Source organism: Micropruina glycogenica, assembly GCF_900289045.1.
Classification (GTDB): Bacteria; Actinomycetota; Actinomycetes; order Propionibacteriales; family Propionibacteriaceae; genus Micropruina; species Micropruina glycogenica.
The window spans coordinates 3,162,998-3,187,685 of sequence record NZ_LT985188.1; the positions used below are offsets into that span (position 1 = coordinate 3,162,998).

31 protein-coding genes are annotated in these 24,688 nt (G+C 67.1%); 11 read left to right on the forward strand and 20 right to left on the reverse strand.

The annotated features are described in order from the left end of the window. Positions 1-44: 44 nt before the first annotated feature. From MPLG2_RS14840 to MPLG2_RS14865, 6 genes are all read right to left on the reverse strand, one after another. Entirely contained in the window at positions 45-596 is a 552-nt protein-coding gene (locus MPLG2_RS14840) for a TIGR03086 family metal-binding protein (RefSeq protein ID WP_105186808.1), read from the reverse strand. Further along, positions 593-1,084 (reverse strand): SRPBCC domain-containing protein, encoded by a 492-nt coding sequence (locus MPLG2_RS14845; RefSeq protein ID WP_105186809.1) that lies wholly within the window; start codon positions 1,082-1,084, stop codon positions 593-595. Before MPLG2_RS14845 ends, MPLG2_RS14840 begins: the two co-directional genes overlap by 4 nt. Beyond that, entirely contained in the window at positions 1,081-1,428 is a 348-nt protein-coding gene (locus tag MPLG2_RS14850) for an ArsR/SmtB family transcription factor (protein ID WP_105186810.1), read from the reverse strand. Before MPLG2_RS14850 ends, MPLG2_RS14845 begins: the two co-directional genes overlap by 4 nt. A 345-nt stretch (positions 1,429-1,773) precedes the next feature. Then, positions 1,774-2,028 (reverse strand): DUF2630 family protein, encoded by a 255-nt coding sequence (locus tag MPLG2_RS14855; protein WP_105186811.1) that lies wholly within the window; start codon positions 2,026-2,028, stop codon positions 1,774-1,776. A gap of 13 nt (positions 2,029-2,041) precedes the next feature. Beyond that, complete coding sequence (locus MPLG2_RS14860) at positions 2,042-3,487, reverse strand: DUF2252 domain-containing protein (RefSeq protein WP_105186812.1); 1,446 nt, start codon at positions 3,485-3,487, stop codon at positions 2,042-2,044. A gap of 64 nt (positions 3,488-3,551) precedes the next feature. Beyond that, positions 3,552-4,520 (reverse strand): HAD-IA family hydrolase, encoded by a 969-nt coding sequence (locus tag MPLG2_RS14865; protein ID WP_158681250.1) that lies wholly within the window; start codon positions 4,518-4,520, stop codon positions 3,552-3,554. A 15-nt stretch (positions 4,521-4,535) separates the two neighbouring features. Between MPLG2_RS14865 and MPLG2_RS14870 the strand changes: the two genes are divergently transcribed. Then, complete coding sequence (locus MPLG2_RS14870) at positions 4,536-4,982, forward strand: hypothetical protein (protein WP_158681251.1); 447 nt, start codon at positions 4,536-4,538, stop codon at positions 4,980-4,982. A gap of 285 nt (positions 4,983-5,267) precedes the next feature. Here MPLG2_RS14870 and ilvD read toward each other — a convergent pair whose 3' ends face one another. Beyond that, the gene (gene ilvD / locus MPLG2_RS14880) at positions 5,268-7,139 is read right to left on the reverse strand and encodes a dihydroxy-acid dehydratase (RefSeq protein WP_105186815.1); all 1,872 of its coding nucleotides are present in this window, start codon (positions 7,137-7,139) and stop codon (positions 5,268-5,270) included. Positions 7,140-7,263: 124 nt separating this feature from the next. Here ilvD and MPLG2_RS14885 point away from each other — a divergent pair, with 124 nt between their 5' ends. Beyond that, positions 7,264-9,030, forward strand: coding sequence for an outer membrane protein assembly factor BamB family protein (locus MPLG2_RS14885; RefSeq protein ID WP_158681252.1), 1,767 nt, complete (start codon positions 7,264-7,266; stop codon positions 9,028-9,030). Between the two features lie 23 nt (positions 9,031-9,053). Next, positions 9,054-9,242 (forward strand): hypothetical protein, encoded by a 189-nt coding sequence (locus MPLG2_RS14890; RefSeq protein ID WP_158681253.1) that lies wholly within the window; start codon positions 9,054-9,056, stop codon positions 9,240-9,242. Between the two features lie 10 nt (positions 9,243-9,252). Here MPLG2_RS14890 and MPLG2_RS19530 read toward each other — a convergent pair whose 3' ends face one another. Continuing rightward, a complete protein-coding gene (locus tag MPLG2_RS19530; RefSeq protein ID WP_158681254.1) occupies positions 9,253-9,408 on the reverse strand; it encodes an IclR family transcriptional regulator C-terminal domain-containing protein in 156 nt (51 codons plus the stop codon). A 48-nt stretch (positions 9,409-9,456) separates the two neighbouring features. Here MPLG2_RS19530 and MPLG2_RS14900 point away from each other — a divergent pair, with 48 nt between their 5' ends. Genes MPLG2_RS14900 through MPLG2_RS14905 form a run of 3 tightly spaced genes read left to right on the forward strand, consistent with a single transcriptional unit; the run spans position 9,457 to position 10,643 of the window. After that, complete coding sequence (locus MPLG2_RS14900; protein WP_197709964.1) at positions 9,457-9,750, forward strand: enolase C-terminal domain-like protein; 294 nt, start codon at positions 9,457-9,459, stop codon at positions 9,748-9,750. Positions 9,751-9,783: 33 nt separating this feature from the next. Continuing rightward, positions 9,784-10,020, forward strand: coding sequence for a glycerate kinase (locus tag MPLG2_RS19695; RefSeq protein WP_269459148.1), 237 nt, complete (start codon positions 9,784-9,786; stop codon positions 10,018-10,020). Beyond that, positions 10,017-10,643: a mandelate racemase/muconate lactonizing enzyme family protein gene (locus MPLG2_RS14905; protein ID WP_269459149.1), complete on the forward strand. Its 627-nt coding sequence runs from the start codon at positions 10,017-10,019 to the stop codon at positions 10,641-10,643. Before MPLG2_RS19695 ends, MPLG2_RS14905 begins: the two co-directional genes overlap by 4 nt. Here the strand turns inward: MPLG2_RS14905 and MPLG2_RS14910 are convergent. The 8 genes from MPLG2_RS14910 to MPLG2_RS14945 all read right to left on the reverse strand — a co-directional run bounded on the left by MPLG2_RS14910 (position 10,636) and on the right by MPLG2_RS14945 (position 18,235). Then, entirely contained in the window at positions 10,636-11,154 is a 519-nt protein-coding gene (locus MPLG2_RS14910; RefSeq protein ID WP_105186818.1) for a phospholipase D-like domain-containing protein, read from the reverse strand. The genes MPLG2_RS14905 and MPLG2_RS14910 overlap by 8 nt on opposite strands. 179 nt (positions 11,155-11,333) lie before the next feature. Beyond that, a complete protein-coding gene (locus tag MPLG2_RS14915; protein ID WP_158680754.1) occupies positions 11,334-12,404 on the reverse strand; it encodes an IS110 family RNA-guided transposase in 1,071 nt (356 codons plus the stop codon). A gap of 391 nt (positions 12,405-12,795) precedes the next feature. After that, positions 12,796-13,758 carry a hypothetical protein gene (locus MPLG2_RS14920; RefSeq protein ID WP_105186819.1) on the reverse strand — a complete coding sequence of 321 codons (963 nt, stop codon included), beginning with the start codon at positions 13,756-13,758 and terminating at the stop codon, positions 12,796-12,798. After that, the gene (locus MPLG2_RS14925) at positions 13,758-13,982 is read right to left on the reverse strand and encodes a hypothetical protein (protein ID WP_105186820.1); all 225 of its coding nucleotides are present in this window, start codon (positions 13,980-13,982) and stop codon (positions 13,758-13,760) included. The genes MPLG2_RS14920 and MPLG2_RS14925 overlap by 1 nt, the downstream gene beginning before the upstream one ends. A gap of 185 nt (positions 13,983-14,167) precedes the next feature. Then, entirely contained in the window at positions 14,168-16,420 is a 2,253-nt protein-coding gene (locus MPLG2_RS14930; protein ID WP_105187703.1) for a formylglycine-generating enzyme family protein, read from the reverse strand. An 82-nt stretch (positions 16,421-16,502) separates the two neighbouring features. Continuing rightward, positions 16,503-16,796, reverse strand: coding sequence for a HigA family addiction module antitoxin (locus MPLG2_RS14935; RefSeq protein WP_105186821.1), 294 nt, complete (start codon positions 16,794-16,796; stop codon positions 16,503-16,505). 9 nt (positions 16,797-16,805) lie between these two features. Further along, positions 16,806-17,087, reverse strand: coding sequence for a type II toxin-antitoxin system RelE/ParE family toxin (locus MPLG2_RS14940; RefSeq protein ID WP_105186822.1), 282 nt, complete (start codon positions 17,085-17,087; stop codon positions 16,806-16,808). After that, positions 17,084-18,235 carry an alcohol dehydrogenase catalytic domain-containing protein gene (locus MPLG2_RS14945; protein ID WP_105186823.1) on the reverse strand — a complete coding sequence of 384 codons (1,152 nt, stop codon included), beginning with the start codon at positions 18,233-18,235 and terminating at the stop codon, positions 17,084-17,086. Before MPLG2_RS14945 ends, MPLG2_RS14940 begins: the two co-directional genes overlap by 4 nt. A 132-nt stretch (positions 18,236-18,367) precedes the next feature. Between MPLG2_RS14945 and MPLG2_RS14950 the strand changes: the two genes are divergently transcribed. Continuing rightward, positions 18,368-18,802, forward strand: a complete 435-nt coding sequence (locus MPLG2_RS14950) for an excisionase family DNA-binding protein (RefSeq protein WP_197709966.1) — start codon at positions 18,368-18,370, stop codon at positions 18,800-18,802. A 127-nt stretch (positions 18,803-18,929) separates the two neighbouring features. Here MPLG2_RS14950 and MPLG2_RS14955 read toward each other — a convergent pair whose 3' ends face one another. Then, a complete protein-coding gene (locus tag MPLG2_RS14955; protein WP_105186825.1) occupies positions 18,930-19,415 on the reverse strand; it encodes a sugar-binding transcriptional regulator in 486 nt (161 codons plus the stop codon). An 81-nt stretch (positions 19,416-19,496) separates the two neighbouring features. On the opposite strand from MPLG2_RS14955, the gene MPLG2_RS14960 reads away from it, so the two are divergent. Further along, positions 19,497-19,835, forward strand: coding sequence for a hypothetical protein (locus MPLG2_RS14960; protein ID WP_105186826.1), 339 nt, complete (start codon positions 19,497-19,499; stop codon positions 19,833-19,835). A 4-nt stretch (positions 19,836-19,839) separates the two neighbouring features. Here MPLG2_RS14960 and MPLG2_RS14965 read toward each other — a convergent pair whose 3' ends face one another. Beyond that, the gene (locus MPLG2_RS14965; RefSeq protein WP_197709967.1) at positions 19,840-20,265 is read right to left on the reverse strand and encodes a hypothetical protein; all 426 of its coding nucleotides are present in this window, start codon (positions 20,263-20,265) and stop codon (positions 19,840-19,842) included. Between the two features lie 92 nt (positions 20,266-20,357). On the opposite strand from MPLG2_RS14965, the gene MPLG2_RS14970 reads away from it, so the two are divergent. Next, positions 20,358-20,627: a class I SAM-dependent methyltransferase gene (locus tag MPLG2_RS14970; RefSeq protein WP_197709968.1), complete on the forward strand. Its 270-nt coding sequence runs from the start codon at positions 20,358-20,360 to the stop codon at positions 20,625-20,627. Positions 20,628-20,656: 29 nt separating this feature from the next. Here MPLG2_RS14970 and MPLG2_RS14975 read toward each other — a convergent pair whose 3' ends face one another. After that, positions 20,657-21,790, reverse strand: a complete 1,134-nt coding sequence (locus MPLG2_RS14975; RefSeq protein ID WP_231935680.1) for a VOC family protein — start codon at positions 21,788-21,790, stop codon at positions 20,657-20,659. A 166-nt stretch (positions 21,791-21,956) separates the two neighbouring features. Between MPLG2_RS14975 and MPLG2_RS14980 the strand changes: the two genes are divergently transcribed. After that, positions 21,957-22,451, forward strand: a complete 495-nt coding sequence (locus tag MPLG2_RS14980; RefSeq protein ID WP_269459150.1) for a glutathione peroxidase — start codon at positions 21,957-21,959, stop codon at positions 22,449-22,451. A 134-nt stretch (positions 22,452-22,585) separates the two neighbouring features. Here MPLG2_RS14980 and MPLG2_RS14985 read toward each other — a convergent pair whose 3' ends face one another. Then, entirely contained in the window at positions 22,586-22,768 is a 183-nt protein-coding gene (locus tag MPLG2_RS14985; protein WP_105186830.1) for an alpha/beta fold hydrolase, read from the reverse strand. A 74-nt stretch (positions 22,769-22,842) separates the two neighbouring features. On the opposite strand from MPLG2_RS14985, the gene MPLG2_RS14990 reads away from it, so the two are divergent. Continuing rightward, positions 22,843-24,642, forward strand: coding sequence for a DUF2207 domain-containing protein (locus MPLG2_RS14990; RefSeq protein ID WP_105186831.1), 1,800 nt, complete (start codon positions 22,843-22,845; stop codon positions 24,640-24,642). Positions 24,643-24,688 lie beyond the last annotated feature (46 nt).

The window sequence follows — 24,688 nt, forward strand, 5'->3', positions numbered from 1 at the left end:
GGAGCGCCGGGCTGCACGGAACGTTTGGCTACCAGCGGAGCCTGCTAGCGGGACCAGTGCGGGTCGCGTCCGATGAAGGCGATCAGCTTCTCTTGCGCCGAGGCGTCGTCGGCCACCGGCTGTTGGTCGCCGAACTGCCCCGAGGCGCGAATCACCGGCGCCATCTGCTGCATGCCGGCAAGCACTTCTGCACACTCTGCCTCGTCGAGGGTGTCGTCCTGGCCGCTGGCCCGGGCCAGGTCCCAGGTGTGCATGAACACGTCGGCGGTGTAGAAGTTGCTGACCGCAGCCGCCAGCGACTGGGTGCCGACGTAGGGGTGGGTGAACTCGGCCTCGGCGGTCTCAGGGTTGTCGAGCAACCTCTGGACGGCCGCCGTCTGCCGCGCCCAGGAGCCGCGCGGGTCGTCGGGGCGACCCGCGGGAATCGACACCCCGCCGGCGGCGAGAAACTCCGGAAACCACGAGGTCAGGTGAGCCACTACGTCGCGGGCCGTCCATTCCTTGACCGGGGTGGGGGCGGCCCAGTCGGTGACGCCGTCGATGACGGCGGCGAACCGGGCCGCCCGCTCGCGATGCTGGGTTGCCGCGTCGCTCACGCCGTGACCGCCGACTCTGCGAACAGCGCGTCGAGCTTGGCGTAGCCGTCAGTGACGCCGACCTCCATGCCCGAGGCCAGCCAGGCGTCGCGGCCCTCGAAGCTGTCGGTGAGCGACGACGCGCGCAGGCGCGTCCAGCCGTCACCCAGATCGGTCACGGTCAGGGTCTCGAGGGCGACCGATTCGGGCATGCCCTCCCAGGTGAAGGTCTGCACCAGCCGGTGCTCACCCACCTCGTGAAAGCAGCCGCGAAACGCCTGCACATCGTCGTCGGTGCTGTCGAGATAGCGCCAACTGCCGCCGGTGCGGGCCTCCCAGTGGTCGATGGTCACGGTGCGGTGGTTGGGGCCGATCCATTGCGTGAACAGTTCGGGGTCGATGTGGGCGCGAATCACCTGGGCCGGCGTGGCGCGAAAGTCGCGGGTGATGTTGATCGCGGGCACCACCGGGTCGGCCTCAATGGTGGCGGTGGTGAGGTGGTCGGTCATGGCAGATCTCCTTGCTCGGCGGGCGGTTGATCCAATGCAGCGAGGACGGCGTCGAGGCGCTGGTAGCGCTGATCGGCGAGCTGGGCGTAGTGCTCGACCCAGCCAGTCAGGGCTCTCAGGGCGTCGGCTTCGAGGTGTACGAGCCGACGCTGGGCGTCGGGCCGTTTGGTGACCAGGCCGGCGTCTTCGAGCACCTTGACGTGCTTCGAGACGGCCTGCACGGTCATGTCGTAGGGGGCGGCCAGTTCGCCGACCGTCGCGTCGCCGATCGCCAGCCGGGCGACGAGGTCGCGGCGGGTGGCGTCCGACAGGGCCGCGAAGGCCTGATCGAGGCGGTCCGTCATGCTGCTTCTTTCTCAACCATTGGGTTGAATATGACGATAGAGCCCAGTGCCCTAGATGTCAACCAGTTGGTTGAACATGCTTGTGGTGCGGTTGTGAGATCCCGGCGTTCGCCGGTATGACGGGGTGCGTTGAGCGTGGCGCGAGCTGGGGGACGGTTCCTCTGGCGCGAGTTGGGAACGGTTCCTATCTCGCGCCACCGACCGATGTGGCGCGAGTTGAGAACCGTCCCCAACTCGCGCCACGGGGCTGCCGTGGGCAGAACGATGAGCGTGGGGTGAGGGGCCGGCGTCCGCCAGGGCAAGGCGTCCGATCGGGGCACTCCGCTCGCCGGACGACCCGCTCGTTCAGCCCTTGTAGCGCTCGACCGTGTTCTCGGAACGCAGCTCAGCACCGTCGGGGTTCTCGCCCGCTTCGCGCAGCGCCTCGCGCTGCCGCAGCAGGTCCCACAACTGATCGAGCCGAGCCGACACCTCGTCGAGCTTGGCCTGCTCGTCTTCGATGCTCACCTCACCCGACGCCAACTGCGCCCGCAACTTGTGCTCGGTATCGACCAGCTCGTTGATCTGCTGATGGATGTCGTGGTCGGTGCTGTCTGTCATGGCCTCACCCTAACTAACCGCCCGGCCGGAACGCCGACCCCATCGCGGCCAGGGCGCCGTCGGCGATCGGCACCCGTCCGTTGCGGGCGGCTGTCACCAAAGCGGCGTGGTCGGCCTCGGTCTGGTCGGCGTACAGCCGGGCGAACCGCGAGAACGCCTTGGCCGCCTTCTCACCCTTGCCCAGATACCCCGCGATCATGGACGCCCCCGAGGTTCGCGCATGCCCCTTGGCCAGCAGGTGCCCGACGATGCCGGCGTAGTCGGCCAGGGCGGTGGCGGTGAGGCCGTCCAGGGGGATGGTGCCCTTCATGTTGCGGAACTGGCGCACGTAGTACTGCCGTCCGTCGACCTCGGTCCAGCCCAGCAGCGGGTCGGACACGGTCTGCAGCGCCTGCTGGTATTCGACGACCCGTTGCCCCTGGTGGGCGTGCCAGGCGTTGTCGCCGTGCACGTAGCGGGCCAGCACCGAACGCCGCGCCTGTTTGAGCTGCAGAAACAGCACGTCGTCGGGCGAGCTGCCCTCGAGCAGAGCAACGTAGGCGCGCAGTCCCACCGAACCCACGCCCACCACCTTGTGTGCGATGTCGATCAGCGTGTAGCCGGCCACCACCCGCCGCCAATGCGGGGCGAGGGTGTCGAGATAGGCGTCCAAGCCCTCGGCCAGTTGCTCGTACTCGTCGCCGGTCACCGAGCGAATCAGCGGCGGCTCTTCCACGATGCGTCGCCGCCCGTCCGACTCGTCGGTGAAGCGCGGCAGGGCGCGGTCGGACGTGCGTTTGCGGGCCACCTTGCCCGCGCGCTTGATCTCGTCGCGCAGGTCCTTCTCGGTGGCGGTCTCGTGCAGTCGCTCGATGTCGAGCCGATTGTACGAGCGGGCCATCAGCGGCATGTGGGCCAGGAGGTCGACCTCGTCGCGATAGGCCATTACGCAGGCGTGCACCGCCTCGGCGATGTCGTCCTCGCCGTAGCCGTTCTCGCGACCGGCCACCCACACCGCGGCGGCGAGCCGGCGCAGGTCCCACTCCCACGCGCCCGGATGGGCCTCGTCGAAGTCGTTGAGGTCGATCACCTGCTCACCCTCGGGCGAGCGGTAGAAGCCGAAGTTGCCCAGGTGCGAGTCGCCGCAGATCACCGGCATGATGCCCGTGATCGGCAGGGCCGCCACGTCGGACGCCATCACCACCGCGGTGCCGCGGTAGAAACCGTAGGGCGAACTGACCATGCGGCCGACCCGAATCGGCACCAGGTCGTCCACCCGACCCTCGTGCGACTCGTTGATCAGGTCGATGGGGTCGGGACGGGCCTGGGTCGCGTTCCACACCCCCAGCGCCGAGATCGGTACCTTCTCGCGCAGCGACCGGCCGAGCGCGAACCGCTCGTCGCGGGTGGTGGTGCGCTCGCGCACCGACGCGAACGCGTTGCTGTCGGTGCTTGCCAGAACCGTGTGGCTGAACTGCATCGTTGCTCCTTTCAGCCCTCGGAGCCTAAGCCAAGGGGTCGCATCGTGCCCAGAGGTGATCTAGTTACAGAAACAGCCCCAGTGATCGCAGGTCGTCGGCCAGGCCCGCCGCGCCGGTGCTGGTGCGATGCAGGGCGGCGCGCAGCCCTGCGGCCCTCGCCCCGACCACGTTGGGCGGTGCGTCATCGACGAAGGCGATCTGCTCGGGTGGCACGTGCAGCGTGGCGGCGATGTGCTCGAAGTAGGCGGGGGACGGCTTGGCGTGGCCCATCTCGTAGCTGTAGAAGGCCTGGTCGAAGTGCTCGTCGAAGCCCAGTACCTCGCGCATGTGAGTGCCGCGGTACGACTGCTGGTTGGTGGCCAGGCCGACGATCAGGCCCTGGCGGCGCAACCGGGCCACCAGGGCGAGCGCCTCGTCGTTCACCACGATGTCGTGCCAGACGGTCAGCACCTCATCGACCGTGCCGCCGGTGCCCGATCGTTCCAGCAGTTCGGCCAGCAGCGGCCGCAGGTCGCCCTGGCCGGCCAGGCACTGCACCTCGGCGGTGAAGGCGTCCACCACGAAGTTGGGCCCGCCCAGCCGCACGAAGTCGTCCAGCCAGCCGGGACGGGGCACCTGCAGCACCCCGTCTGCGTCGAACAACACCGCGGCAACAGGTGTGTCTTCGGGTGGGTTGGCGCTGTTGAGGTAGTTGGTCGCGGCGGTCAGCAGGTGCTGCCAGTGCTGGCGGGCTGCCCGTGCATCGGTGTCGGGAATCGCTCGGGCGTCGATCACCAACTCGGGGCCGACGAACACCACGAACCGGCCAGGCTGGGGCCAGTCGGCGCCGCCCCAGGTGAACTCGAGGCGTCCGGGCTGGACGTCATCGATGGTGCCGCTGCCGCTGCTGCCGCGCAGACTGATGGCCGCGTACGAGCGACCCGGCACCAGGTCGGGAGCGCCGTGGCCGAACAGCAACTCGGGGTGTTGGGTCAGTTCGGCCCAGGCCGTCTCGGGTGAGCGCAGCCGCTCGGTGAGGGTGAAGGCGGTCATGCGGGTCATTGTTGCGTGCGGGCCGCGCTGGTGGCGGCGGGGCACCCGGGTATGCCCGATACTGGCCGGGTGAGCGTGGCGCGGCAGGCAAGGTTGTGGCAGTGGGGGGCGTTCGTCTACACCCTGATCGCTTCGGCGTTCTTCGCCTTCATGCCGCTGATTCAGCGACCCAACGGCAGCCACGCATCGGCGTACTTCCTGCTGGGGTGGGGCGTGTTCGTGCCGCTGCTGGTGCCCATGGTGTTGACGCTGGTGCCCATCGTGGTGCCGCGCTGGCGGGTGCGCGTGGCCTGGATCTGCACCGCGATTCTGGGCCTGGTTTGCCTCTACCTGGCGTTCTCGTGGGGCATCGTGTTTCTACCGGCCCCGATTCTGGCGGCCGTGGGCGCGCACCTGACCGCCCGGGCGCCGATCGAAGATGAGCAACTCGACGACGCACCCTGGACGGTGCCGGGCTCCTGACCGCCCCAAATCCCGGCCACTGAGCCCCCACCCACCTCTCTGTGGTGGTTCGGCGCGCGGCTCCCACGCTCTTGAACGGGCGACAACCCGCCAGGCATGCTTGAGTTACCGGACAACAGTGTCCGGTTAACGGTCGCCCCCGCCGTCAATGTTTGAAGGAGTGCGCGGTGCAGATCGCCGACAAAGTGTTCGTGGTGACCGGTGTCGGCAGCGGCATCGGACGAGAGGTCGTGCTCGGGCTGCTCCGGCGAGGTGCACGGGTGGCGGCCGTCGACCTGAGCCGAGTCAGAGGTCGTCGGGGTCTCGCCGCGCAGCACCCTTGTCGGCCGACTGGGCCAGCATGGCGAAGATCTTCAGCGCAGGGGACACCACCCGCACCCGATCCTTCGGCTTCCAGCCCCGCGCCTCAGCGGCCGCCCGGCGCTGCGCCAACACCTCGTCGTCGACCTCGAGGGTGACGCTGCGGTTGGGAATCGAGAACCGAATGATGTCGCCGTCCTCGACCAGGGCGATGGTGCCGCCCGAGGCCGCCTCGGGCGACACGTGCCCCACCGACAACCCCGACGAGCCGCCCGAGAAGCGTCCGTCGGTGATCAACGCGCACTTGGGCCCGAGCCCGAGCCCCTTCAGGTACGACGTGGGGTACAGCATCTCTTGCATGCCCGGGCCGCCCTTGGGGCCCTCGAAGCGGACGACCACGACGTCGCCGGGTTTCACCTTGCCGCCGAGAATCTTCTCGACAGCCTCGTCTTGCGACTCGGCGACCACCGCCGGGCCCGCGAACTCCCACTGGTCTTCGGGCACGCCCGCGGTCTTGACGATGCAGCCGTCCTCGGCCAGGTTGCCGTACAACACCCCCAGGCCGCCGTCGGTGGTGTAAGGCGTAGCCACCGAGCGAATGCAGCCCTTGGCGGCGTCTTTGTCGAGTGACGCGAACCGCTTGGTCGACGAGAACGCCTCCGTGGTGCGCACCCCGCCCGGCGCCGCGTAGAACAGGTCTTCGTGCTCGGGCAGCGCCTTGCCGCCGCGAATGTCCCAGTCGCCGAGCCAACTGTCCAGATCGGGCGAATGGACGGCGTGCACGCCCCGATCGAGCAGCCCGCCGCGGTCGAGTTCGCCCATGATGGCGACGATGCCGCCGGCACGATGGACGTCCTCCATGTAGTACTTCGTCGAGTTGGGGGCCACCTTGCAGATGCAGGGCGTCACTCGCGACAGAGCGTCGATGTCGTGCTGATCGAAGTCGACGCCCGCCTCTTGGGCGGCGGCCAGCAGGTGCAGCACGGTGTTGGTCGAGCCGCCCATGGCGATGTCGACCCGCATCGAGTTGTTGAACGCCTCTTTAGTCGCGATCGACAGCGGCAGCACCGACTCGTCGTCGTCGTTGTAGTACCGCTTGGCCAGGTCGACCACCAGCCGTCCGGCGTCGAGAAACAGGTTGCGTCGCGCCGAGGCCGTGGCCAGCGTCGAACCGTTGCCGGGCAGCGACAACCCGAGCACCTCGGTGAGGCAGTTCATCGAGTTGGCGGTGAACATGCCCGAACACGAGCCGCAGGTGGGGCAGGCGTTCTGCTCGATGTCGCGCAGGTGGTCGTCTTCGATGCTCGGGTCGACGGCCTTGACCATCGCGTCCACCAGGTCGAGCCGCGGCGCCACGTTGTGCTCGTCGGGCGCACCCCCGGCCAGCGGGTTGTGCGGAATGCGGCCGGCCTCCATCGGCCCGCCCGACACGAACACCGTCGGAATGTTCAGCCTCAGCGCGGCCAGCAGCATGCCGGGAGTGATCTTGTCGCAGTTGCTGATGCACACCAGTGCGTCGGCGCAGTGCGCGTTGACCATGTATTCGACCGAGTCGGCGATGATCTCGCGGCTGGGCAGCGAATACAGCATGCCGTGGTGCCCCATCGCGATGCCGTCGTCGACGGCGATGGTGTTGAACTCGCGTCCCACACCCCCGGCCTCGGCCACCGCCTCGGCCACCAGCGCGCCCATGTTGCGCAGGTGCACGTGCCCGGGCACGAACTGAGTGAAGCTGTTGGCGATGGCGATGATCGGCTTGCCGAAGTCCGATTCGCCCATGCCCGTGGCGCGCCAGAGCGCCCGGGCACCGGCCATGTTGCGGCCGTGGGTGGTGGTTCGAGAACGCAGTGCAGGCATAGGGGGTAGCGTACGCCCGCGACCCTGGACGGCCCGGGCGAGGATCGTCCAGTGACCTCAGCGATCGCCGTGGGCGAACCACCGTGGCGGTAGCGTGACCGAGTGGGCGAGTCGGGGCAGCACGATGAGTGAGCCGTCCGGCTTCACCCGTCCGGCGGCCTGGAAGTCGTTGGACGCCCCCGCGCAGCCGAGCGTCCCGCCCGCCGGCACTGGCCCACGGCCCAGCAAGCCCAAACGTCGCTGGTTGCGCCGGCGGCCGCGGCACCAGGGGCTGGGCAAGCCCGCCGGACCCGACTTCAGTTGGGCGACCCCAGCGGCAGAGCCCGTCCCGACGGCACCACCCCTACCGCCCCCGTCGGCCGCCGCCCCACCCCGCCTCACGACTCCACCGCCGCCGGAACCCCGCCTCACGGCGGCGCAACGGCGGGCCCAGAGCCGGCCGGCCGAAGCGGCGGCGCAGCGATCGCAACGCGCCTGGGACCGCAAGATGCGCGACCTGAACCGGGCCTTGTCGATCGTGCCGATCATGGTGGGCTTGATCGTATTGGTCGTCGTCATCGCGCTGGTGTGGCAGGTCTTCGGCGGCGGGTCAGGACGCACCCGGCCCGGGCCCACCATCACGCGCAGCACGCAGGCCAGCCTGGGTGCGGTGTGGAAGACCGAACCGGAGCAGTTGCGGCCCGACATGATTCAGCCCGAGTTCATCGGCGACGCCGACGGCACCTTCGACGACCATCGGGTGATCGACGCCGGTGCCACCTGGGTGGTGCTCACCGGCACCCGCAACGACACCGACATCTGGGTGCACGGCCTCGACGCCGCCACGGGCCAGGAACGCTGGCGGCACCCGCTCGACAGCGGGCTGTGCGCCGCCGATCTGCTGGACGGCCGTTTGCTGTGCGCGTCGGCAGTTGACCACGATCAGGCCACGGGCTTGGGTACTCGCTGGCATCTGGCCCTGCTCGACGTGGCCTCTGGCAAGGAGATTCGCGGCACCGACTGCACGGGCTGGCTCACCTTTCTGCACGTGCGCGACAACCGGGTGCTGCTGGCCGAACAGCGCCTGCCCGCCCCGCACGCGGTGTTGACCGGCCTCGACGCCGAGCTCAAACAGACCTGGCAACTCGACCTGATCAACCAGCCCCAGCACGCCGGCCTGTTCAGCGACAACCGCATCTACAACCGCAAGCTGCCCATACCTGAGGGGCCGGCGTTCGACCGTCCACGCATCAGGCACGTGGGCAAGGGCCTGACGGCGGTGTGGATCGGCCAGACGACGGTGTTCGTCGACCTGGCGAAGGGGGTTCTGGTGGGCATGCCCCGCTGCTCGCGGCTGGTGGACGACGGTAAGCGGCTCTGGTGCAACCAGGGCGACCTGGCCACCTCGTACAGCTACACAATGACCGAGCTGGTGCACACCGAACTGAACACGCGGCTCGCATTTCCCGGCCGCGATCCCCGGGCGGGCGACGTCACCCCGCCGGTCTTTCTGCGCGAAGACGGACGCGCGATGCGCGTCGACCCCGACACCGGCAAAACGGTGGGGCAGTTGGTGAACACCCGCAATGGCTCGGCCTTCGGCCTGGTGACCTCGCCGCGCACGTCGTTCGTCAACGACCTCACCCTGGTGTGGGACAGCTCGGTCGTCTTCGCCGTGCGGGCCGAGACCGGTGACGAGGTGTGGCAGCAGCCCACCACGGGCTTTTTCGACGACCCGTACGAGTGGCGGGGGCGCATTCTGGTGGCCAGCAGCACCCTGCTACTGCTCGACCCGGCGACCGGCGAGACGGTGAAGAGCTACCGGCAGTTGCTGGGGTTCGACACCGTGCCCCTGGGCGACGTGCTGGTCGGCGCCGGGCCAGATGTGGTCGCCCGGCTGGTCGATCCGTGAGGCCGGCTGCCTACACTGAATCGGTGAGCGACTTCTTCGAGCTGTTCAATCCGGGCGCCCGGCATGCCCGGCAGCAGCGCGACCTCGAGAACTCGATCACGGTCGACTACGAGAAGGGCGCCTGGGGGCCCAAGCCGCACGACCTCGAATCGGGCCACGTGACGATCAAGATGCCCACGATCAAGCCGAAGCAGAACAAGCCCGCCGACTGATCGGGCTCTCTCAGAGGGTGCCCTGCACGGGGGCAGAATCCTCCAGTTGCCGAGCCGCCCGGGTCAACGCCGACGCGATCTGTTCGAGCCGCTCCGCAGTCATGCGTTCGATCGGCACCGAGCAGCTGATCGCGTCCATCACGGGGTTGTTGTAGCGCAGCGCCACGCCCACGCAGCGCGGCCCTCGGGTGCACTCTTCGACATCTCGCTGGCGATGGTGGCGCACTGCGGTGCGGCGGCACCGGGGGAGTACAACGCCCTGGACACCCACTGGATCTGGCAGGAGGGCCTGGAGCGGTTGACCAAGGAGCCGCCGCAGATCGTCGGCGGCGAGATCGCCGTCACCGACGCGCCCGGTCTCGGCATCGAGATCGACCGCGACCAGGTGCAGGCCGCCCACGAGCTGTACCTGGAACATGCGCTGGGTGCCCGCGACGACGCCGTCGGCATGCAGTTCCTGATCCCCGGCTGGACGTTCGACAACAAGCGTCCCTGCATGGTGCGCTAGCAGCGGCAGGGCAATGGAGCCGAGGAGCACATCATGAAGGTCGTCTGCGCACCCGATTCGTTCAAGGAGTCGATGTCGGCCGCCGAGGCGGCCGCGGCCATGACGCGCGGCGTGCGCTCGGTGTTCCCGGACGCCCAGTGCGTCGAGGTGCCGATGGCCGACGGCGGCGAGGGCATCGAGCAGGTGCTCGAGAACGCGTCTCGCAGCGTTGAGGCCGGCATCGGCGGCATCAAGATCAAGGTCGGCCCCCCGATAGAGGTGTCGACATGACCCGGCTGACCGCGATGCGCGAACACCTGGGCGACGACTTCCCCCTGATGGTGGACGCCAACCAGCAGTGGGACCGCCCCAGCGCCATGCGCATGTGCCGGGCGATGGAGCCGTTCAACCTGGTCTGGATCGAAGAGCCCCTGGACGCCTACGACTACCTCGGCCACGCCGAACTGGCCCGCGTGATCGACACCCCGATCGCCACCGGCGAGATGCTCGCGTCCGTCGCCGAGTACGTGAAGCTGATCGAGCATCAGTCGTGCGACATCATTCAGCCGGACGCCCCGCGGGTCGGCGGCATCACCGAGTTCCTGAAGCTCACCACCCTCGCGGCGCAGGCCGGGTTGACGCTGGCGCCGCACTTCGCGATGGAGATTCACTGCCACCTGGCCGCGACCTACCCGATCGAACCCTGGGTGGAGCACTTCGACTGGCTCGACCCGCTGTTCAACGAGCGCATGGCGATCGCGGACGGCCGCATGATCGTTTCCGATCGTCCGCGCCTCGGCGTCACCCTGTCGGAGCAACTGCGCGCGTGGACGGTCGACAGTTGCGTGATCACGGGCGCTGAGCGGACCGTGGCCCCGGCGAACGCCGGGATCTACCCTCGCCGGGCTACCTGATCGGGTCGGGGCACAACTCGCGGCGTCCGCAGCCTTCGCAGTGGTCACCCATCCAGAACGCGTCGAAGGTTCGCTCCAGCATGGCCACGAACTCGGGTTCGCGGCCGACCGCGCCGAGTTCGAGGTTGCGGTTGCGCTCGCTCTTGGCGCCCAGGCCGGCGCCGGTGAAGTTGGCCGATCCGGTGTAGCCGAGGGTGCCGTCGACGATCACCATCTTCCAGTGGCTGCGAGGGCAGATCTGCAGTTCCAACCCGCCGTCAACCAGAGCGGGCAGTGAGTCGAACGTCTCGCGGAAGCTACGCGAGGGCAGTTCGGCGTGAATCACCCTGATCTGCACGCCGTCGCGGGCGAGCCGGCTGAACTCATCGAGAATCGGACGGTAGCGGCGACCGGTACCCGGCACGTACAGGTCTTTGAGGTTGGCGGTGGCGATCCAGATCGACCGTTCGGCGCGCAGTACGCCCTCGGTGATCACGGCGCGGTAGAGGTCGCGTCCGGTCAGCCACTCCATGCGGTGACAGTACCCGCGCGGTGCGTCCACAGGTGTGGGTAAGCCTGTGGAGAACTACACGGCTGTAATCTCGGGCGCGCCCGCTCGGCGTCAGGCGGTAGCTAAGACTGCGACCCAACGAAGACCTGGGTGCTCGTTCAGTGCGAAAGCTCAATGTCATGTCGGTAATCGAGACGCTTCTATGTCTTGTCAAGGGTGGTCGTGTTGAGGTGTCGGAAGATTTGGCGGGCGATGTAGCGCTTGAGGCAGCGTCGGATTCGGGGTTTGGTTTGGCCTTGCTGTTTGCGTTTCTTGACGTAGGCCTTGGTGGTTTCGTCGTGTCGCATGCGGGTGTTCGCGATGGAGTTCAGGGCTGAGTTGAGTTGTCGGTCGCCGGTGCGGTTGAGGCGATGATCCTTGGAGTTGCCCGAGGAGATCTCCAGGGGGCAGACGCCGCCGATCTTGGCGAAGCCGGCTTCGTCATGGATGCGGCCGGGGTGAGACCAGACGGCGAGCACAATGGCGGCGTTGATGGGTCCGAGGCCGGGCAGGTCGAGCAGGGTTGGTTCGAGTTCACGCACGAGGGCGTTGATGGCTTTCTCGTTGCTGTCGAGGTCGGCGTCCAGGGTGTGGATGCGGGTGGCGAGGCGGTGCGCTTCGGTGCGGGCGATCCGGGCCAGGGTGGTGTCGGTGGGCCGCTTGCGCCAGCCCGCAATGAGGCTGATGTGGACCTTGTTGATTCCCTTGCGGGCATCGATGTCGAGGTTGTGGGTGCGTAGCAGCGCGGTGAGCTGGTTCTTGGAACGGGTCCGGTCGCGTCGCATGCTGTCGCGGGCGGTGAGCAGGATCTGCAGCGCGGCACGGGTATGGCCGGCGCGTCGGTCGGCGAGCCGTTCGCTGTCCTTGGGTAACGCGCCGCGGGCAGCGACCAGGGCATCGATGTGGTCGTTCTTGCCGCTGCCACGAGCCCGTTTCGGCGAGGGTGCGTCGACGACCCGGTAACCGCGTGCGGCGAGCAGCTCGGCTGCCTGGGCGCCGTAACTGCCGGTGCCTTCCATGCTGATCAGCACCTGGTCGACAGCTGGGTTGTCGTCAACACTGGTGCGGCGGCTGATCCAATCCACGGCCCGCAACAAGCCCGCGGCATGGGTGGGGAACTTCCCGTGGGTGATCTGGCCGCCGCTACGGGTCTCCACGATCGCGTAATGATGAGTGGCGGCGTGGGTGTCCACACCCACCACATAGGTGTAGGTATCTGCAACGATGGCCATCGGTGTCTGAGCCTCCTGTTTTCGGGATGTTGGGCATCGAGCCGGTCGAACCGGCGCGGCCATCCCGGGGAAAGAGTCACCCGTGGCGTTACTGTGATCGGTCACCCCGCCAAAGCGGTGGGACGGGCTTCTATCAGGCCAACGAGTGGGCCGGGATGGTCGGCCGGTTCTCCGTGCACGAGCCGGACAGATCTCGACCAAGACACCCCGCACAATTGCGGACGGTCAGCTTGTCGAAGGGTCACGACCCGCACACGAACAACCGGTCCCACCACCCTGCCAGCTAGCCCCAGGCCAGCCACCACCAACTCTCACAGCTTGTCGAGTCCGTCCGGTCATGCCGATGATCGAGTCCGTCTGACGGCGCCTCGCGACCTCGGATTCCGCCTTGTTACGCGCTGTCGGGGTCCACGAGCGAATCGCGCATGATGACTATCGGCTTCGCCTTGCCCGCCTTGCTTGCCGAGGTCTCTGGCGGAAGCGCACGAACGGGCATGAGGTAGACCCGAACCCCAGAGAGATCGAGGTAGCGAGGTGCGCTCTCGGGCCCGTCGCTCGGGAGGTTCAACGGCCTGCCCGAAAGGTTCATGATTACCAGATACGCGCTGTTCTTGCCGTAGTCCTGAGCATAGAGAACGGCTTGATGCAGTCCACCGGCAATGCCTCGCTTGTCACCTGTGAACAGCTTCACTTCACAGATTAGGGGGTCTTCGGTGTCCAGATCAGTCAGCACATCTGAGAGGCCAGATGCACTCTTGGCTTGGCTGTAGGGCATGTTGATCCCTTCTCGGAAGAGGAACCGCCGCAGGGCTTGGTCGTAGACCCTCTCGCCGTTTGCAGTGTCAGCCTGATAGGCAATGTACAAGTCTTCACGAACGAACCACTCAACGTACCGAACGAAGCGATCGAGTATATACAGGACACTGCTTTCACCCGCCACGTGGTCAATGAGATAGTCGAAGAAGGGTTGATAGATCCGCTCGACCAGTTCGCGTGCGGAGTCATTCAGGTTGTTGCTGGAACTCAAACCATGCCCAAAACTCAGGACACCCTGTTGGCCCTGAGGGTCATCGGCGACGGCGTTGATCACGGCCCATGCCAGCGTCGCTCGCCCTGCCTCAGTTCTAGAGTGCCAGTTGAACCCGTAGTGGCCATAAAACGACTTCATCCAAGTATCGATGTCCAACTCCGGCTCGACTCTCGCCGCGTCCTCTACCAACGAAATGAGCTTGGCCTGCTTGCTTAACCATTCCCGAAACAGCGCCGTTTCGTGACTCAAGGTCTCGAAGCCTTGGACCAGGCATCGACGGTACCGCTCGCGCAAGGCAACCTGCAGGTCCTGCTCAGTCCGCATCAGAGGAGTCCTTTCAATGCGTCCGCGATCAGATTCTCAATAGTCCGGCCGGCCAGGCTCATGCCACCATGATCATCCTGCAGTTGAACACGGATCCGGCAGCAGGGACACAAAACAACGGTCTGCACGATGATCTCTGACATCCGCACCCAGAAGCTGAAGTGACAGTTGGGGCAGTCGAGGTCGACATCCGAATGCAGCCACTGGGTGGATAGGTCTTCCACCCCGCCATCCTAGAGCCGTATCCGGAGCGCAGCACATGTTGCTCACGCATTTCCCGAACACGGAGCAGTGCCCGACGTCACTCGGCCGAACTGCCCACTCTTGAGGGCCAGCAGATGTTGCCCCAACTTCGGCGGCCCTTGCGTCAAAGAACCCGGAGCCCGCACAGCCGCCGCTGGCCGCGGGTTTACATCCCCTTCAACAGGGGGCTGGGGCCCGACGGTCGCAACACTCTCCAGGAACCGCGCCCTGTAGAGAACGAGAGCTTCAGGTGATCGATAACGGCTTGCTCCTCGCAATTCGGCAGAACCGCTGTGAGACGAGCGGTGGCTGGAGCATTCAGCTCGGTGTCTAGCTTCACGCGGGCGCTGCCCTCCTGATTAATGCTGCTCAATGAAGCCACCGGCTCGTCGAGTTCCAACCTCACCTCATCGGCCGTCGCGTGGACGTCCCGGACGCGGGCGTGGCAGTGGCTTCCCCAACTCACGACGAGCGGATCAGACGCCGCAACCGATTGCAGGGAGTTCAGGTTTCTTCTCGACATTCCCCGAACAATCAGCTCACACAGGTCCTGAACCGGCGATTCGCTGACCTCTGGCACAACCTTGATGCGATCCGCCGAAACACCGATGGCCCTTAGCCGGTCAATCACTGGCCCGGGGTTGAGATCGGCGATCACGACCGTGGAGTTGGTCGTTCCAATAGCTGACCGGAGCATCGTGCCGGTCGTAGTATCCGTTGCCGGTAGCGAGTACCCCAACAAAAACACATGGGACGCGGCCTCGAGGCGCTGACGCGCCTGCTGCCAAAACTCCCGAAGCTGGGGGGAGCCATAGAACGGTGACTTTGTTGCCGTCGGCGGCACGAGGAAGGGCACGCGTCCGGGTAGCTCTCGTTGGCGATCACCTTCCTCGTAGACGGCCGGGCGAAGCCAACTCCCCGGTAGCCCACGCTTCGCAACAGTTGCCCCCGTCGAATCCCCTGGGCTCCAGTACCAGTTGAGCGACCCATGCAGCTTCAACAGTCTCATGGTCTCACGGCGCGTGGCGGCAAGTCGGGCCGGACCCGGTGGCCATGCTGGAACTCCACCTGTGAGTTCGTCCCAGAAGAACGGGTCGAAGTACCCCTCCCCGTGCGCATCGTCAAGCGGCCCGAGAGGCGAGGCAACCAAGCACTCGAGCAAGGTGTCGTAGTTGAATGTCACCACGCCCGCCTTAAGTGTGTGGGCCACCACAATCAACCCCACCAGCCATGGCGGGGGGCCGCTGGCCAGCACCTCGTGTTGGCGTGCGCCGAGAATCGTTCCTATCGCGGAGCTGAACCGCTCGAACAGAGCATGATTCTCGCCGTTCTCAGCGGAGTCTAGAAACGGTTGATCCGCAGCGAGTGCAGAAAGATAGGTCTCGAAGAAACCGCCGGAGAACTCATTCGGTCCGTCGGACGGAAGATGCTGCCTGAGTAGTGGAAGGCATAGGTTCCCAAGCTCATCGGTCAACGGCATGCGGTGATCGACTGCGCGTGAGAACCCTGCGCCGAGGACGAAAGTGGTCGGGCCCGCCGCCGGGTCAAATGAGCGCTCGTCCCACGCATTCAGACTAGGTGCAGTCATCTTGCGGCCAAGCATCGCACGTGCCGGGCCATGGTCCGCCCGAATACTCCGACATCCGATCATGCCGCCGACAGAGACGCATTCCGTGAGTGGTCGGGATCTTGTGGTGCTCGGGGGGATGGCGCCACGAGCGAGGCGGAAGCCCAGGTCATCGAACTTGGCCGTGGGGTTGGTCTTGCGGCGGACGCCAGCGCGGCAGCTCCACTCTGGGTCGCTCCATCCACCACCACGGATGATGCGGTATGAACCGTAGACCGCCGTGTCGTACAAGTCCCAGCACCATTCCCACACCCCGCCCAGCATGTCGAACAACCCCCACGCATTCGGCTCCTTCATCCGCACGCGGTGGATGCTCCCGCCAGAGTTGCCCGCGTACCAAGCGATGTCGTCCAGGTCGCCGTAGCGGGCGCCACTGCTACCGGCACGGCAGGCGACCTGCCACTCGGCATCGGTGGGAAGACGGTAACCATCAGCCGCGCGGCGCCAGACGACGACCCAGTCGTCGATCTCCGGCTCGCTGTGCGCCCGCCACTGCGACGGCTCGGGGACGACACGCTGAGAGACCTCGTAGACCGGCGTGAGTCCCTCCCGAACGGACAGCGCATTGCAGAACAGGACCGCGTCACGCCAGCTCACGTCCGTCTTCGGAAGGTCCGCCTCTGCCAGGTCATTCGGGGTGCGGTGAACCTCGTTCCACAGGCCGCACGTGACCACGGTGGCTGACAGTCTGAAGGGCTCGACACGTACCGTCCAGGACAGGTCCGTGCGACGGTCCACCACCGTCTCGTCCACCGCGCCCTGCGGCAGGACTTCGACCAGATTCACGCTCATGCCACCCATTCTTGATGGTCGCACTACCGAGAACGACCACGAGTTCTCTGAACATCCGCCTATGCCGCAGGTAGTTGGATGTTCAGACGGCTTCGAGTGGTTCGATTCGGTCGAGGCTGTTGCCGAGGTGGTCCTTTTCGACTTCGAGGTCGTAGCGGATCTGGAGGTTGAGCCAGAACCGGTCGGTGGTGCCGAAGTAGCGGGCGAGCCGTAGTGCGGTGTCGGCCGTGATGCGGCGCTTGCCGTGGACGATCTCGTTGATGCGACGTGGCGGCACGCCGATTGCGACGGCGAGCCGGTTCTGGCTGACTGCGAGCGGCTCGAGGAACTCCTCCATCAGGATTTCGCCGGGGTGGATGGGTGTAGTGGTCGTCATGGCACCTCCTCAGTGGTAGTCGACGATCTCGACGTCGATCGGTCCGGCGTCGGTCCAGGTGAAGCAGATCCTCCACTGCTGGTTGATCCGGATGCTGTGCTGGCCGGCCCGGTCTCCCCGGAGTTCTTCGAGCCGGTTGCCCGGTGGCACGCGCAGGTCGTCCAGGGTCTCAGCGGCATCCAGCATCACCAGCTTCCGCAGGGCGGCTCGTTCGATGCGTGGGTCGATGGTCTTGACCCGTTGGCGTGACCAGAGCCGCTCGGTTGCCGAGTCGCGAAACGACCTGATCACTCATTCACTATAACGCAACGCGTCATGCCCGCTTCTGCCGCAGGTCGCAGGTTTGCATCTTCCCTGCCATCCCGTGGCACTTTGTGCCCAGCAGGGGTCGGTGGTGCTGTCGCCTCACGTCCCACGGTCGCGACCACGATGCCTGCCGCGGCAGAGACCGGACGATCCAACGCCATCAACTCCTCGCTCGCCTGGGTCAGGTCGACCACACGCCCGACCAACTGGCCGGGGTCGAGGGCGCCGGTCTCGATCAGTGCCAGCAACTGGGGGTATTCGGCCGCGGCCATGCCGTGGCTGCCCACCACGGTGAGTTCGTGGGCGATCACCCGGTCCCACGGCAACGGGGCGTTCGCGTTGGCGCCGAGCATCAGCCCGGCCTGCACGTGCCGTCCGCGGCGACTCAGGCCGAGCACGCCGGCGGACGCCGTGGCCGCCGATCCCACGGCGTCGATGCTGACCTGCGCACCGCCCTGTGTGATGTCGCGGATCACCTCGGGGTCGGCCTCGGCCAGCACCCGGGACGCCCCAAGTTCAGCGGCGCGGTCGCGAGCCGAAGCCGACGGATCGACCGCGATCACGCGAGCGCCCAGGGCGTGCCCGATGAGCACAGCCGACAGTCCCACCCCGCCGCAACCGATCACCAGCAGCCAGTCGTCGCGTGCGAGCTGGGCCTGAGTGGTCAGGGCGTGGTAAGCGGTGGCGAACCGGCAGCCGAGTGCGGCAGCGGTGACGAAGTCGACGGCCTGTGGCAGTCGCACCAGGTTGAAGTCGGCGGCCGTCACGACCACCCGCTCGGCGAACGACCCGAGCCGGGTGAAGCCTGGCTGCTCCTGGTCGGGGCAGACCTGCGCGTGCCCGTCTCGGCACCAGGTGCAGCGGCCGCAACCGTTCACGAACGGCGCCGTCACCCGGTCGCCGACCGCGAAACCCTTGACCAGGCGGCCAACCTCACTCACGACGCCCGCGAACTCGTGCCCGGGCACCATCGGCAGCGGCACCGGATCGTGCCCGCGCCACGCATGCCAGTCCGAGCGGCAGACGCCGGTGGCGCGTACGGCCACCACCGCACCGTCGGGCGGGCAGACGGGCTCGGGCAGGTCGACCATGGTTGGGGTCGCCCCGTAGTCGGGGTAGCTGATGGCATGCATGGCAGCCGTACTATCAGACGGCGGCGCCGAGTCGCAGATCGCAGGAAGTATTGTAGATGTAACTGCAATGTCCTACAGTTGTAGGTGCAGCCACTTGAGTGTATGAGTGCGTCACGAACGGAGCCTGTCATCATGTCAACGATGCAATCCGGTTCCAGCCGCGTCCTGGTAACGGGTCATGAGGCGCGCCTGGCTCGAGATGTTCTTGAGCACCTGGAGGGTCCGAAGGGTGTGCTCGCGGTCGAACGCGATGGCCACCGCGCCGACGCTGTGCCTGCCGAGATCGGCCGTCTGTTGCAGCAGGTGCTCAGTGTGATGGCGCGCGGGGGTACGGTCACGATCGGCTCGGTGCCCGACGTTGTGACCACCACCACTGCTGCGGGAATTCTGGGCGTCTCGCGGCCCACGCTTATGAAGATGATCGAAGAAGGAACGATTGCGGCCCACAAGGTGGGCACGCATCATCGACTGCGGGCATGCGACGTTTTCGATGCACTCCGTGCGCGCCGTGCCCGCGAGCGGGCCGCTTTCGCCAAGCTTCTCGAACTTGAAGGCGACGAAGACTGACTCCGCCGACAATGCCGACCCGGTGGCTAGTCTTCGTCGGTGCTCAACCCCGGCCGCTGGGTCATCTTCGTTGATTCAAACGTGTGGTATTCGCGCACGCTTCGCGAACGGCTGGGAATGCTGTACGTCACACCCGAAGCGCCGCCCTTCCACGTTCAATGGACCGACGATGTGCTTGCAGAGTTGCTCTACCACCTGCGCAAGCGGCATCCCCAGCCGCCAGCACCGATTCGCTCCACGACGTGATGCCCACCACGTGACCGCGGGTCAGGGTGATGCCCAGATAGGCGGCGGTGGCGGCACCCAAGGCGGCGCGCACCTCGGCGGGCTCTGCGTCGACCACCACCACGTCGCGAAGCCCGTAGTGGGCCTGCAGTTGGTCTTCGAGGTCGCCGTGCACGCCCGGCGGCATGGTGATCACCGTGGTGACGATGCCGAGGCTCTCGGCCTGCTTCAGCATGCGCGACACCCGGGCCTGTGACAGCTTGAGGGTCTCGGCGATCTGTGGTTGCCGCACGCCCTTCTCGTGGTACAGCCGGGCCACCTTGGTGAGCAGGCGCAACTCGTCCAGACCCGGCACGCGGGCGGTGCGTCGCCCCGGTGTGGTCGGCATCTCACCCCATCGTTCTCTCGGCCTGGTCAGGGTCACGATACTGTGCGGCCCGGCCCGCGATCGCGCTTCTACTCTGGCCCCATGCTTCCGACGTCCCCCGCCCGCGGCCTGGCAGCCGCGGTCGCCGCCGGCACACTCGCCCTGACCGGCTGCAGCCAGGCGGCAGTATCGGCCGCCGACCTTTACACCATCGGCTGCCCCGCCCTGGACGCCGTCGCGGCCTCGGGTTCGGTGGCCGGCAAGGTGGCGCTGACGGGTCTGGAGAAACTGCGTGACTCGGGTCAGGTGACCGGCGAGTCGAGGCAGTTTCTCGACCTGGCCATCACCTACCTCAAAGACCCGGCCAAGGTGCCCGCCGAGAGCAAGAAACAGATCAAGGCGGCCTGCAAGGCCAACGGCCAGGAGTTGAAGAACTTCTGAGCGACTACGTCGCGGGGTCGGGCGCACCGAGCAGCCGCCGCACACCGGCTCGGGCGACCAGCAGGAGCAACAGCAGACCGGTCACCGACCAGAAACCGCCCAGCTTCACCTGATCGGCGAACAACAGAGCTACCAGTTCGAGCACCACGAACTTGCTGCCGATCATCAACCCCCACAACAGCAGCCCCGCACCCACCTTGCCCGGCGTGGTGGTAGCCGCCTTGAATCGGCCCTTGACATGGTCTTTCGCCCACACGACCACCTCGAGCACGACCTTGAGCAGCACTGCGGTCAGCAGCGACATGGTGAAGGTCTCGGTGATCACGACGGGTACGTACTCGATGGCCAGGTTCAGCACCACGACGTAGACGAACACGTCGATGACGTCGACCGGGTTGACCACTCGCCGGCGCGCCACTGATTCGCTCACCAAGGCCTCCCGCCCCATTCTGGCAGTTCCGGTACCGATACCCGGGTTCGACGGGCACGGGTTCGTACGCACAACTACCCAGGCGCTACTCGATGCCGCTCTCGGTGCAGTTCGCGGCCTTCGCCGAGGTGGGGCCGTCCAGCCAGGTGCTCGACGTGGGCTGCGGGCTGGGCGCGCTCACCGGCGAACTGGTGCGGTTGGTCGGCGCCGAGAACGTGCTGGCCTGCGACCCGTCCGAACCCTTCGTGGCTGCCTGCGCGGCCCGCCACCCGGGGGTGGACGTGGGCTCGGTACCGCCGAGCAGGTGCCGTTCGGCGACGACTCGGCCGACGCGGCGCTACTGCCGCGCGATCAACAAATAGCGAGCGCATCAACCTGACCGGACACTAGGTCACCGCGCGGTCTTCACGACCAGTTCGTTGTCTTCGGGGTCGACGATCAGCCAACGGTCGGCAGCTTCGCCCAGCAGGCGTCCGCCGGCGGTCAGGGCGGTCTCGACGCGCGTTCGGGCCGCGTCCGCCGGCACGGCCAGCTCGAGGTGCATGCGGTTGCGCTGCCGGCGCCGCTCGACCTCGGCAGGGTCGAGCTCTTGAAAGACCAGCACCGGGTTGAGCCGGCGCGGATCGTTGAGGTCGGTGACGCCCTCGCGCCGGTCAGGCTCGTAGCCCAGCGCCGCCGCCCAGAACGCCCGCACCGCGGCGACGTCCGCGGCGTCCATGAACAGCTGCACGAAGCGGGGAAGGGTCGCATCGGCCGTGGCGCCGGCCTCACGAGCCGCCCGCTGCAGCCTGGCCGCAAGCTCGACGAAGTCGAGGTCGAGACCGTGGGCGTCCGCCTCCCAGCGGTCCTTTCCGCTGTCCAGGACGACCAGGCCGGGGGGCAGGTCGATCAGCAGCGGAAAGCCCGCCTCGTCGGCCAACGCGGCGAGTGCGACGGCCAGCGCACCCTGGGCCGCCGGTGACGTGGTGCGATAGCTCGCCACCGCGCCGAACACCGCCTGCCAGTCGCTGGTGGCGTCCGTCTCGCCGAGCGGGTCGCCGGGCACGACGTCGACCTCGTTGCCGTCGGCGTCGGCGTGGCAAACCCCGTAGGCACCGAACGCCTCGCCCAGACCCGCCTGCTCGACGACGGCGGCGGGTCGCACCACGTCGAGGTGTATGCGGTTGCGCAGCGGCCGCGCGTCCGCCGACTGCCGTAACGACAGGGCCGGATCTCTGCGCAACGGATCGACCAGGTCGCCCGTCGCCGCAGCTTCGTAGCCGAGCGCGTCCTGCCAGAACCGGCTCAGTGCGGCCGGGTCGGCGGATTCGACGACCACGCTCAGCTGTTGCAGCACGCCCGGATCGGCGACCAGGCCGAGCTCCTGTGCCGCCGCCGAGACGTCCCCGGTCTGCTCGGCCGCGTCGAGCCGCACCCGCACACCGGCCGACCGCAGGTCGATCGCGGCGCTGGGCGCCAGGCCCGCGATGCATGTTGCGAGCGCGGCCGCCGCGCTCAACGAAGGGGCGTCGAACCAGGTTGTCACGACGCCTTCGACCACTCGCCAATCCGAACCGATCGCCGTCATGAGCGGCAATGTAGGCCACAACCGTGACGATCTGCGTCCGGTTGCCCAACGAAGAAACCGCAGCGCACACGGAATGAAATCTCCACGCAGGGAATATCGCGGTCACGTGCGGCCTTGTCGACGTGTGACCACTTCACCGGAACCCACCACCCTCGCCGACTTCGAAGCCCGCCGCATCACCGGCCAGGACCAGCGCCTGGCCGACTATCTCGGCTCGGTGGTGCTGGTGGTGAACACGGCGTCCAAGTGCGGTCTGACTCCGCAGTTCCAGGGTCTCGAGTCGCTGTACAGCGACCTGCGCGAGCAGGGGCTGGTGGTGCTCGGCTTTCCCTGCGACCAGTTCGCGAACCAGGAGTTCGCCGACGACGCCGAGACCGCCGACTTCTGCCAGCTCAACTACGGCGTCACCTTTCCGATGTTCGCCAAGGTGGACGTCAACGGTGCCGACGCGCATCCGCTGTTCGGCTGGCTGCGCTCCGAGAAGGGCGGCGTGCTGAATGATGCGATCAAGTGGAACTTCACCAAGTTCCTGATCGACCGCGAGGGACGTCCGGTGCGCCGGTACGCCCCGACCGTCGAGCCGGCCGCCATCGAGGCCGACATCAGAAAGCTGCTCTAGTAACAACTGATTCTCGCTGGTCGAGCCTGTCGAGCCCCCTCAACGCCGTGGTATCGACAAGCTCGACCAGCGGTGATCTCAGCGCTCGGAGAGTTCTCGTCAGAGGCCGGCGAGAAACTCGCGGATCAGCAGGTTCACCTTGACCGGATCGCGGCCTGCACCAGGTGCCCGCCGCCCTCGATCACGACCGACCGTCCACCGGTCAGCTCGGCCAGCCGAGGTCCGCGCCGAGGGTCCTGGCAGACGTCCATCGATCCCGAGATGACCAGCACGGGGCACCGCACCTGAGCGCAGACGGCCTCGGCCCCGGCGCCCACGAACCGATCGTCGTGCGGGGCGTCACACTCGAACTACCGGCGGCAATGCTTCCCTGGCTTGTTAGCGTGGAGGCATGCGACGTTTGCTGGTACTACTGGCCGGTTTGGGAGTCTTTCTGCTCAGCGTGCTGCCCGCGCCCCGGGCCCTGGCCGATTCGGCCGACGACAGCATCAAGCGGTACGCGGTCACCGCCGACGCGGCGAAAGACGGCACCACCACGGTCACGCTCGACTTCGACTTCGACTTCGGGCGTGACTCGGGCCACGGTCCCTACATCACCCTGCCGCTGCGGCAAGAGATCGCGAACGATCCCGATCACTGGCGCATGCTCGACGTCACCGTGGGTCAGGTGACCAGTCCGTCCGGGGCCAGCGACGACGTGCAGACCCAGACCAAAGACGGCAACCTGCTGATTCGGGTGGGCAGTGAGTTTCGCACCTGGTCGGGCACTCAGAAGTACCGGATCACCTACACGATTCGCGGCCTGATCGCCCCGAAGCAGGCGACGTCGGGGCTGGACGAGTTCAACTGGAACGTGATCGGCACCGGCTGGGAGGTGCCGATCAGCAACATCACCGTGAAGGTGACCGGCCCCGCGGACGTCACCAAGGCGGCCTGCTTCGCCGGCGGCGACCTGACCTCGTCGTGCGAGTCGAGTGACAAATCGGGCACCAGCGCCACGTTCAAGCAGGCGTCCGTCGACCCCGGCGAGCCCCTGCAGGTGGTGACCGGCTTTCCCGCCGGCACCTTCGTGGGTGCCGAGCCGCGGCTCGAGAAGCGGCTGACCGTCGGCAACATGTTCCCGGTCACCCCGGTGACCGGGGGCATCGCGGCAGTACTCACCGCGGTGGGGCTGGGCGCCCTGCTGCGCCGCACCCGCCGCGGCGCCCGTGACGAGGTGTATCTGGGCCTGACGCCGGGCGTGGTGCCGGCCGAGGGTCAGCAGGTCAGCGTCGGCTACGCAGCCGATAAGACGCCCGTGGCGGTGCAGTTCACGCCTCCGCGCGGTGCCCGTCCGGGTGAGGTGGGGGTGCTGGTCGATTCGACGGCCAACAACGTCGACATCACCGCCACCATGATCGACCTGGCAGTTCGCGGCCACCTGCGCATCGAACAGCAGGGCAAGAAGGATTGGACGTTCGTGCAGTTGGGCGGCCGCGACCAACTGGTCGGTTACGAGCAGAACCTGCTGAGCAAGCTGTTTCAGCACGGCTCGACGGTCACCACCGATGAGTTGCGCGACCGCGACTACTCCGGTGTGCTCGAAGACACCCGCAGCAAGCTGTACCAACGGGTGACCAGCGAACTGGGCTGGTTTCGGCGCAGCCCGAACGCCTCCCGTGGCCTGGCCATCGCAGGCGGCGTCGCGTTGATCGCCGCCGGGGCGGCACTCGGCTTCGCGCTCGGACTGGTGGGATTCGGCCTGGTGGCCCTGCCGTTCGTGATCTGCGGAGTGCTGATGCTGGCGCTGAACAACCGGTTCCCCAGCCGCACCGCCGACGGGTCGGCCGTGCTGGCCCAGGCCAAGGGCTTCGAGCTCTACCTGACCACGGCAGAGGCCGACCAGATCAAGTTCGAAGAGGGCGTCGACATCTTCAGCCGCTACCTGCCCTACGCGATCGTGTTCGGAGTCGCCGAGCGCTGGGCCAAGATCTTCGAGCAACTGGCCGCGCAGGGCCTCTACGTGGCCGACAACTCCTGGTACATCGGGTACGGCTACGGCACCCTGTTCAACGCCGGCTTCACCTCATCGCTCGACCAGTTGGCCAACACGATGTCGAGTTCGATGCAGGCGGCCACCTCGGCCAGCAGCGGCGGCTCGGGGTTCAGCGGTGGTGGCGGCTTCGGCGGCGGCGGTGGCGGCGGCTGGTGAGTCGTCGGTCAAGCCTTGCCGAGACCACGAGTGATCAGGGGTTTCG